Here is a 7,303-nt window from a genome sequence, read left to right as displayed (position 1 = left end):
GCCGTTTGCGCCAGGCTGTTGGCTGAGCGCAGGTATTCCAGCTTTCCTCGCCGGGAAATCAGGCCGCTGGTGTCGTAAACCGGAATGCTGAAGGCAACATCGACGATAGGAGAGCGTTCGTTGTCGCGCCCTTCCCGCTCGATTTCGACGCCCGCCACGACCTCCGCATCGGACAGCATCCGGGTCTGGCCGCTCAGTTTGTAGCGCGCAGCCACAGCTTCCAGCTCCAGGCGACCCGCAACCAGATCGACGCGGTTTTCCAGCGCCATCCGTTCGATATTGGCGCGGTTTGGCGCGCTGCGCGGCAGTGCCGGCAGGCTGTCGGGAACATAGAAATCAGTATCGGTGCCCCACAGGCCTAGCAGTCGAACCAATTTTTCTTTCGCCAGTTGCGCCTCCAGCCTTGCCTCAGCCTGTTCGGCGGCCAGCTCGGCGGTGAACACATGCTCCCGTGCCTGATCGGCACGGCTCAGCGCTCCCGTTTCGCCAAGTTGTGCTGCCAGCTCGGATGCCGCGTCCGCGGCGCCTTGGGCGCGCCCGACAAGTCCGGCGGCCTCGAACGCACCGACGGCCTCGATCCAGGTCCGGCGGGTTTCGTGCGCCAGCGCCAGGGTCTCACCCGCGGCAGCCAGCTGCGCCTGCCGGAACTCCAGATCAGCGGCCCGTGTGCGGGATTTCTTCGTGACCAAGTCCAGAATGGACGATGCCACCGTGCCTTCCACCGACCGGGTGACATCACCACTGACCAGCCCGGACACGGAGATGCCGACGCTCGGCACCGGCCCGAGGGCCGTCTCCCACAGGTCCGCCGCGGACAGCCCCAGGTCGGCGTAACTGGCCTGCAGGCCGGGGTTGTTCAGAAGTGCCACCTGAACCGCCTGTTCGGCGCTGATCGTCTTTCCCTGAACGATGGCGCGAACGCGTTGCGCATGGGCCTGCCGTTCAGCCGGGGACTGAAGCCATGCCGCCTCTGCCCCGGTTGCCTGCCGGGAGATCCCCGCAACGGTCGCGAACCCTGCCCTCTCGTCGCGGGCTTTGCTCATCGTCGCCGTATCTGCGCAGGCCGTCAGCAACAGCAGTGCGCCCATCGAAAGTCCCAATGCCGTCTTCATTCGACACCCGGGCCTTGCGCATTATTCAGATCGATCCAGTTTCCCGGTTCCTGAACGGCGCGGCTTCGATAGGTGACGGCGGGACCGGCCTGCAGGGTCGAAACCGGCGACGCGGTATCGGCGACAGTGACAAGCCCGGAGGACGTATCCAGAGGCGCCAGCGGGGCGCAAGCCGCCGCGACGAGCGGCATCGCAGCCGCAAACAGAAGTTTCATGTGATGAATCCGCTTTTAGATCAGAAGGGTGGTCGCCGCAGCCCGTTCAGGCGTCGGCTTGCAACGTTCGGATCAGGCCCGCGGAGGGCGGCGCAGTCCTTCGGAAACTGTCAACTCCACCAGCGGAGCCGTACGAACGGCCTCGATCATCTGGCTCATCAGAAATGCCTGGGCCATATCACTGGAACTCAGAAATGCCGTAACCGGGCAGGCATGGGCCTTGCAATGCGAGCCATGTCCTTCGGAAGACGTGTCTTCCTCATGCACATGGTCTTCGACGACGACAGTGTTCTGGAATGAGTGATCTGAACTGTCACCTGTGAGGTGCTTGGTGTGATCGTCCCACCCATCGGCGGACGCGGCCGTCAGCATCATGTCGCATTTCAGATCCATCGACGCATTTCCAGCGGATGCAGTGACGCCCATCGAGACCAAGGTCACGACGAAGATCATAGCAAGCTGGCGCAGCACGTGGATCATAGGTGTTGTCTAATAGGGTGAAAGTTAGGCATCAATGAATTTCCAGCGTCTTGCGCAGAAATGTTACCATCTCGGCGATCTGTTGCCGTTGCTCGAACGTGATCATTCAGAACCCTACGCATAAAGCATCACCGGTACACCCGGCTGCAGCATTGCATAGACATCTTCGATTTCCTGATCCGTGAGGGCAAGGCACCCAGCTGTCCAATCGCGGTTGCGTGGTGCGAGGGCGTTCCCCTCCGGGCCTCGCCCATGGAACATGATGTCGCTCCCCGCACTCCGACCAAACTGTGCGGCATAAGCCTTGTCCTGTTCGTTGGGGTAAGAAATGCCGACAGATAGGTGATACCTGCTGCGCGGGTTGAAGCGGTCGATGAAATACAGCCCCTCGGGCGTCTTTCCGTCGCCTTCGAACTGCTTGTGACCGACCGGCTGGTTGCCCAGCCCAAAATCATAGGATCGCAAGACTGTCTGGCCGTTCAGCAGGTGCATCCGGCGTTGGCCCTTGTAGACAGCCACCTGTGTTACCGGCGGGCCAGAGTATCGCTTGAATTGCGGTGCAGGGGCCGAGCTGGGCCCTGACGATCCGCATGCAGCAAGGGATGCGAGCATAGCCAGCGACGCATGTCGACGATTAAAGGTCATCATAGAGAGAGCTCCTTGGAGATCATGCATCAGGCCGGCGCAGCGGCGTATCGGTTAAAGATTGTGTGGCTTCCATCCTTGAGCACGAGCAGGACATCATAAGCCTCACGGTGGCTTTCCGGGCCCATTCCGGGGCTGCCATAGGGCATGCCCGGAACGGCCAGGCCAAGGGCGTCAGGGCGCTCTTGAAGCAGTTTGCGGATATCGGTGGCTGGAACATGTCCTTCCACAAAATAGCCCTCGACTGACCCGGTGTGACAGGACGTCATGTCGATGGGAACGCCGAGATCGATCTTGTGCTGCATGAGAAGCGTCCCGAAACGCTCCTCCCTCGTGACCTGAAAGCCGGCATTCTGAAGGTGCTTTGTCCATTGCCTACAGCATTCGCACCCCCTGCCCTCCACGACATGAATGGTGGTGGATACGACAGGCAGCTGCCCAAATGCAGGCAGTGCGGTCACGGCGGCGGCGGCAAATAACACGAAGCGACGGGTGATGAGGTTCAACGCCGATCCTCCCAGAAAAGGCGGCCAGGGACCGCCGATTGGCTTGTGGATTTTGCTGCGATCATTCTTCGGGTCCCTCACGGTCGGAGACCTCGGCCTGATACTCGTATTGGCGCTTGGGCCATGTGCTTTTGATGTAGGCCAGGGTGGCACGGATTTCTGCATCCGTCAGAATGCCATCAAAGGCCGGCATGTCGCTTTCATAGCCGGGCACGACACTACCGACCCCCAGCTTGGTCAGTGTGAAAAGCTGACTGTCTGAATGGTGCCATGTATGCCCTGTTTCGTCATGGGGCGGTGCCGGCATCCGCCCGCTCTCCAGCGTTCGTTTCCAGTCTGGCTGTCCTTCCATATCCGGGCCGTGGCATGACGCGCAATTTTGCGCGTAGAGTTCTTTTCCTTGCGCGATCTCTTGTGCCGTGACGGGGACGCCCAGAAAAGCCACTTCAGCCCTTTCGGACCGATTGACCTGGGCGAAAGCTGCCGCGGTCGCTACACCGGCAAATGACAGGCCGGCGAGCATCATGGCACGCACTCTCATGCCGGTCCCCGAAGGTACTTGAGAAGGGCGGCTATGCCCAGGACCAGGATCGCCAGGACGAGAACCGCAAAGAGTCCGCAGCCCAGCATCATCATGCTCGCCATGGGGCTATTCATCACTGTCATGCCATTGCCCTCCACAGAGGGTGGTCAAGCCATTCTTCGCAAGCGGCATTGACCGCAGAAATCACAGGGGAAAACTGAGTGTGTAAAGCTGCATGCAAACTTTGCTGCATAGGACACCTGACTATCTGGATTTGAAACGGGACTGCCGATCTGAATGGATTCAGCAGTCCTAGCGGCGAGCGAGCTCAAGGGCACAAAACCTTGTGCGCAAGCGTCGCCAGCCGCAGCGGCAGTCAAATCAGATGAATGGGCGTGGGGGGCTTCGTAACGGCAGCCAATTCAGGTCACTGAACATGACATCGGCAACCTGCCGCTTCGAAAGGCGCCGAGCGTGTCTGAAATCAGAGGTCTGGAATTCAGGAACCGTGACGAAGCCCCCCGCCGCACAGATAAGATTGCAGCCCGCCGTTCCAATTTCACCCCTGTCACTGCAGTCCAGGCATTCTGACATGCCGAAATGTGCCATTGCCATCATGCCGTCATCGGGCACTGACGCGGCAGTCGTCGGCGCGGGCATGATCGATGCAACCGCAAATACGGTGAAGGTGACAAGAAACAGGGCCCGCAGATAGTTCTTCATGACTATCGAGTTAGCGGCATGCTGCAGAAAAATCCACGACAAGATGATCGCGTTGCCGTGACCGGAACAGGATGGATCTGACCGGGACACTGCCGCTGAGCCGACGCCCGCCCTTGTGTTTCGACCGATCGCTTATCAGGGCCACATCTGCGCGGCATGAAGCACGCGAAGGATCGTCACGACAGACGGCGTCTCAGCATAGATGATAATGTAGTTCGGGCGAACGACCAATTCACGTGTTCCCTGAACGCGTCCTGACCGGCACCGCTTGGGATGCATTGGAAGTTGCGAAACCTTTCCCTGAATTTCCTCCATCAGAGCAAAAGCGGCATCAGGATTGTCATCTGAGATATAGTCGACAATTGCCATGAGGTCAGCGACTGCGAAGGCTTTCCATTCGAGTTCAGGCACCCCGTTTTCCGTCGATCAATGCCCGGGCGTCACGCATGACCTGGTCATGTGGAACGCCAGGCCGGGTGTCTGTCAGCGCTTCCTGCACCTTCGCCCGGAACCAGCTATCATAGCTTTCAGGATTTGTAGTCAGACCGGCCGGCAGACCCCCTTCAGCGGCCACACGGGTCAGCAGGATACGGACTGCGTCTGATAGGGTCAGGCCTACACTTGCCAGTGCGCTACTGGCCTGTGCCTTGAGATGATCGTCCACACGAACATGCAGCATCGAGGTATGGGTGGGCATTCAATCCTCCTTGGTATCTCATATGAGATACACAATGACATAGGAGGATCAAGACTTGTTTGGCCTCATCTGGCTCAGCAGTGTAGAATGCCGCTTCAAGAATAAGGCGCAAGGCACTGTAGCGTTTAACGTTATCGCTTTATCCCCGATATTACCCCCGAAAATTGTGGATAAGTCATCAGTGTCCGGTGGCTGCGTGATGATGGCTGAGGTTAAGGTCAACCAAGGTGCGTCAGCACAGGTGGTCAGGACAAGGGACCGAGAGGTTAAGGCGCTGTTAGAAAAACGTGCGGTTTCCTTGCGACCCACCTGCACGCCGCTAGTGGATCACTGGAGTGCCAAAAAAGCCGTTGCGCAAATTAAAGCAACTCTGCAGGTCGTCCCCATGCTTTTTTGCCGACAGCAAGGTGGCTCAGGAAGCATACAGCGCCCAGATCTAAGCGCCCGTTCATGCTGTGGCGAGCACTAGCGGCTGCTCTGGGCTTTTCACGTCGATACATGTGCGCCGCGCTGGTGGCAGCTATGCGGGACCTTCCGGCCGTTCGCATGTCCCACCATAGATTGCTTTGATCACATTCGAAAATTCTTAGAGCAGCAAAATGATGATCATCGGCCTGACCGTCCGGTCTAGGCTTGCGTGACAAGAGCACCAAAGTCCGAGCAAAGAAGGGCAGCCAATCGCGTCGATTACGAATGGCTGCCCCAGGTTCAGTAGGTTTCCACCACGGCGCTATACTCGCCGCGCACATTGATCGTCATGTTGATGGGCGTGCTGTCGCGGTTGCGCCAGAACCAGCCGTGATCACCGGCAAAGGGTGCCTCGATACTGCCCTCGCCGTCCGTCGCGCCGCTGCCGCGCTCGTAGTCGATGGACTCGCCGCCGCTATGGGCATGGAGGTCAAAGTTGACCCGACCGCCCTCGGCGGTCCACGCGTATTCGGCCACGTCTCCAGCCGCCATCGTCAGCTTGATCTCGGCCGTGTCGCCCGGCTCCAGCGTGAAGGTCACGGTGTCCGTCCAGGTCTCCTGTGCCTCTTGCGCATGGGCCGTGCCGATAAGCAGACCCATGACGCTATCCAGGACGCTTGATGTCTGGTCCGGAGAGGGCTGCTGGGTGGCGCGCTGCTCGTCCAGCAGACGATCCGCCTCGGCCTCGGCAGCAAGCTGGACCTTGATCTCGCCCATCTCGGTCAGGCCGATGACCCGGCCGATCCCGGTAGGGTCGATGGCGTATTCAGCAGGAAGATAGACGGTGACCGCGATCACCGCCGCACCGATGCCGGCCAGGATCGTGGAGCGGCGCAGTTGCGCCTTGGTGGGCAGCTCGTCGATATTGGGTTTGGGTGCATTGTGCATGAGAATATCCAATCTATGCAGAGGTGGAAGCGATATAGCCGGCGACCTGGTTGAAGGTCAGCCAGATGCCCAGGCCCATCATCACCACGTTGGCGATGGTGGCCTGGCGCAGGAAGTTGGGGCTGCGACGCCAGTAGCCCATGACGATCAGGATCACTGCCAAGGCCAGCAGCTGGCCGACCTCGACGCCAACGTTGAAGGCCAGCAGGTTGGCCAGAAGCCCATCCTGCGGGATGTCATAGTCGAGGATTTTCGTGGCCAAGCCCGTACCGTGGAACAGGCCGAAGATCAGCGTGGCGACCTTGGTATTGGGCTGGAACCCGAACCATTTCTGGTAGGCGCCAAGGTTGTCCAGCGCCTTGTAGACCACGGACAGTCCGATGATCGCGTCGATGATGTAGGCGTTGATGCCCCAGCCATACCAGACGCCAAGAAGCATGGTGACCGAATGGCCGATGGCGAACAGGCTGACATAGATGCCGACATCCTTCATCCGGTAGAGGAAGAACACCACGCCCAGCAGGAACAGGATGTGGTCGTAGCCGGTCACCATGTGCTTGGCGCCAAGGTAGATGAAGGGGATGATCTGCACCCCCCAGATTTCCTGGATATAGCCCGCGTCACCGGCGGTGACGTTATGGGCAAGAGCTTGGGCGGCCGTCAGCAGGACTGCCGCCAGCAGGATCAAGGTCAGCGCGACCGGTTGGCGTGGTGCCAAGGCGCGCAGGACCCCCGAGGTTGAGGTCATGGAAAAGTCTCCGGTAAGGGTCTGTCTGTTCGGATACACCGCGCGGTGGCGGCACCGATCAGGCCCGCGGAGGTCGCTCGATAAGATAGACCCGCTGCGGTCCGTCCCATGACGCCCGCAGCCGGAACGTATCGCGCCAAGCCACCCTTGGGTGTGCACCGGCGCCGGGGACAAGCATGGCCTGGCTGTGATCATGGTCGGCCACGTCATGGCTGTGACCGTGCAGCGCCCAGACAAGATCCTCTGCGAACCCGTGCGAGTGGCCATGATCAGCGATCATGTCGGTATGCTCGGCCAC

At 59.9% G+C, this 7,303-nt stretch carries 11 protein-coding genes and 1 pseudogene; all 12 read right to left on the bottom strand.

Annotation, left to right across the window (positions count from 1 at the left end):
- The coding region (locus FA740_RS18835) for a TolC family protein (protein WP_136858340.1) at positions 1-1,112 on the bottom strand (1,112 nt) is incomplete at its 3' end.
- On the bottom strand, positions 1,109-1,327 hold the full coding sequence (locus FA740_RS18830) for a hypothetical protein (RefSeq protein ID WP_136858339.1): 219 nt from the start codon (positions 1,325-1,327) through the stop codon (positions 1,109-1,111). The genes FA740_RS18835 and FA740_RS18830, both read right to left, overlap by 4 nt.
- 72 nt (positions 1,328-1,399) lie before the next feature.
- The gene (locus FA740_RS18825) at positions 1,400-1,807 is read right to left on the bottom strand and encodes a hypothetical protein (RefSeq protein WP_136858338.1); all 408 of its coding nucleotides are present in this window, start codon (positions 1,805-1,807) and stop codon (positions 1,400-1,402) included.
- A gap of 114 nt (positions 1,808-1,921) precedes the next feature.
- Positions 1,922-2,455, bottom strand: coding sequence for a L,D-transpeptidase family protein (locus FA740_RS18820; protein WP_420873160.1), 534 nt, complete (start codon positions 2,453-2,455; stop codon positions 1,922-1,924).
- A gap of 26 nt (positions 2,456-2,481) precedes the next feature.
- Positions 2,482-2,958, bottom strand: a complete 477-nt coding sequence (locus FA740_RS18815) for a DUF411 domain-containing protein (RefSeq protein ID WP_420873159.1) — start codon at positions 2,956-2,958, stop codon at positions 2,482-2,484.
- Between the two features lie 61 nt (positions 2,959-3,019).
- Positions 3,020-3,484 carry a c-type cytochrome gene (locus tag FA740_RS18810; protein WP_246053739.1) on the bottom strand — a complete coding sequence of 155 codons (465 nt, stop codon included), beginning with the start codon at positions 3,482-3,484 and terminating at the stop codon, positions 3,020-3,022.
- 378 nt (positions 3,485-3,862) lie between these two features.
- Complete coding sequence (locus tag FA740_RS18805; protein ID WP_136858335.1) at positions 3,863-4,204, bottom strand: hypothetical protein; 342 nt, start codon at positions 4,202-4,204, stop codon at positions 3,863-3,865.
- Positions 4,205-4,339: 135 nt separating this feature from the next.
- The gene (locus tag FA740_RS18800) at positions 4,340-4,615 is read right to left on the bottom strand and encodes a type II toxin-antitoxin system RelE/ParE family toxin (RefSeq protein WP_136858334.1); all 276 of its coding nucleotides are present in this window, start codon (positions 4,613-4,615) and stop codon (positions 4,340-4,342) included.
- Positions 4,608-4,901 carry a type II toxin-antitoxin system RelB family antitoxin gene (gene relB / locus FA740_RS18795; RefSeq protein WP_136858333.1) on the bottom strand — a complete coding sequence of 98 codons (294 nt, stop codon included), beginning with the start codon at positions 4,899-4,901 and terminating at the stop codon, positions 4,608-4,610. Before relB ends, FA740_RS18800 begins: the two co-directional genes overlap by 8 nt.
- A 708-nt stretch (positions 4,902-5,609) precedes the next feature.
- Positions 5,610-6,257, bottom strand: coding sequence for a transmembrane anchor protein (locus FA740_RS18790; RefSeq protein ID WP_136858332.1), 648 nt, complete (start codon positions 6,255-6,257; stop codon positions 5,610-5,612).
- Positions 6,258-6,270: 13 nt separating this feature from the next.
- Positions 6,271-7,005, bottom strand: coding sequence for a HupE/UreJ family protein (locus tag FA740_RS18785; protein ID WP_136858331.1), 735 nt, complete (start codon positions 7,003-7,005; stop codon positions 6,271-6,273).
- A 58-nt stretch (positions 7,006-7,063) separates the two neighbouring features.
- A pseudogene (locus FA740_RS19940) lies at positions 7,064-7,303 on the bottom strand (hypothetical protein); the annotation flags it as partial.

The organism is Paracoccus hibiscisoli (assembly GCF_005048265.1).
Lineage (GTDB): Bacteria > Pseudomonadota > Alphaproteobacteria > Rhodobacterales > Rhodobacteraceae > Paracoccus > Paracoccus hibiscisoli.
This window is presented reverse-complemented; position numbering and strand designations above follow the sequence as displayed.